The sequence below is a fragment of the Neisseria viridiae genome (genome assembly GCF_962747995.1).
GTDB classification, from domain to species: domain Bacteria; phylum Pseudomonadota; class Gammaproteobacteria; order Burkholderiales; family Neisseriaceae; genus Neisseria; species Neisseria viridiae.
In genome coordinates this window covers 1-1,025 of sequence record NZ_CAUJAJ010000040.1, presented here as the reverse complement: position 1 = coordinate 1,025, position 1,025 = coordinate 1, and the positions used below count along the sequence as shown (strand labels likewise).

General features: G+C 57.4%; 1 protein-coding gene. It reads right to left on the bottom strand.

The features are described 5' to 3' along the window. Positions 1-110: 110 nt before the first annotated feature. Positions 111-1,025, bottom strand: a 915-nt coding sequence (locus Q9J79_RS10280; RefSeq protein ID WP_304717654.1) for an autotransporter outer membrane beta-barrel domain-containing protein, incomplete at its 5' end; no start/stop codon positions are given.

The following is a 1,025-nucleotide window of genomic DNA, read 5'->3' as shown; positions in this document are numbered from 1 at the left end:
AGTTTCAGACGGCATCGCCCGCCTGTTTTGATATGGCGGCAAACCCCCGACAAAAAAACAATCCGGAACGCGTCTGACCGTTCCGGATTGTTTTCAGGCGCATCCGCGCATTAAAACATACTGCGTACGCCCATATTGACCTGCCAATTCTGCCGCATCTTGTGCATCGAAGACCTTTGCGCCTCAAAATAAAGCTGCCGCCCGTTTCCGGCATTGCGGCTGACCACGCCCAAGCCGTATTCCAACCAGCCGCCACGGTGTTTGAATTCCTCTACGGCAGAGCCGTTGAACCTGTGGCGGATCGTGCCGATAAATTCGCGTTTGTACATCAGCTTGCCGTAGATGTTCAGCCTGCCGCCGTCCAAACCGTCCACGCCCGCCCGAAAGCCGAACCGCCCCATCAGGCTGCGGAAGTTGTCCGTTTCGGCAGACAGCCCGTTTGACAGCGAAAAGCCGTAGCCGCGCGTAAACCAGTAGGACAACTGCGCTTCCGGCTGCCACCAATAGGTTTTGCCGCCGTCCTGTTTTTCTATCCGCCTGCCGGTTTCGGCGGAAAGCATATAGGCATTCAGGCGCGCCTCGTCCGATTCGACACGTTTGCCGGAATAATTGGTCAGCCCGTAGCTGCCTTTATATCGGGCGATGTTGGCGACCAAATCGTAATAAGCCCTGCTTTCCCGGTTGAGCCAGGTGGAATAAACGCCTGCCGTCCTGCCGTAGATTTTGCCGATGCCGGCGTAGTCTTCGGGGGTGTAGGACGATTGGAGGTGGCGGAGCATCAGCCCTTTGTAATGAATCCATTTGTCGCCGAACCCCGTCCGGTTGAAGCCGCCGGCAAAGCCCCAATAGCGGTTGCTGTAACCGCCCACGCGGTAATCGCTGCGGCTGCCGGCGAATTTTCCGCCGACGCGTTTGATCCAGACGTTGTTGTCTTCCTGCGGCGTTCCGTCGGCGTGGATTTCGCCCATACGCTGCACCAGCGTTTCATCGGAAACCGCGTTCAACTGATATAACGCCTCGCCGAA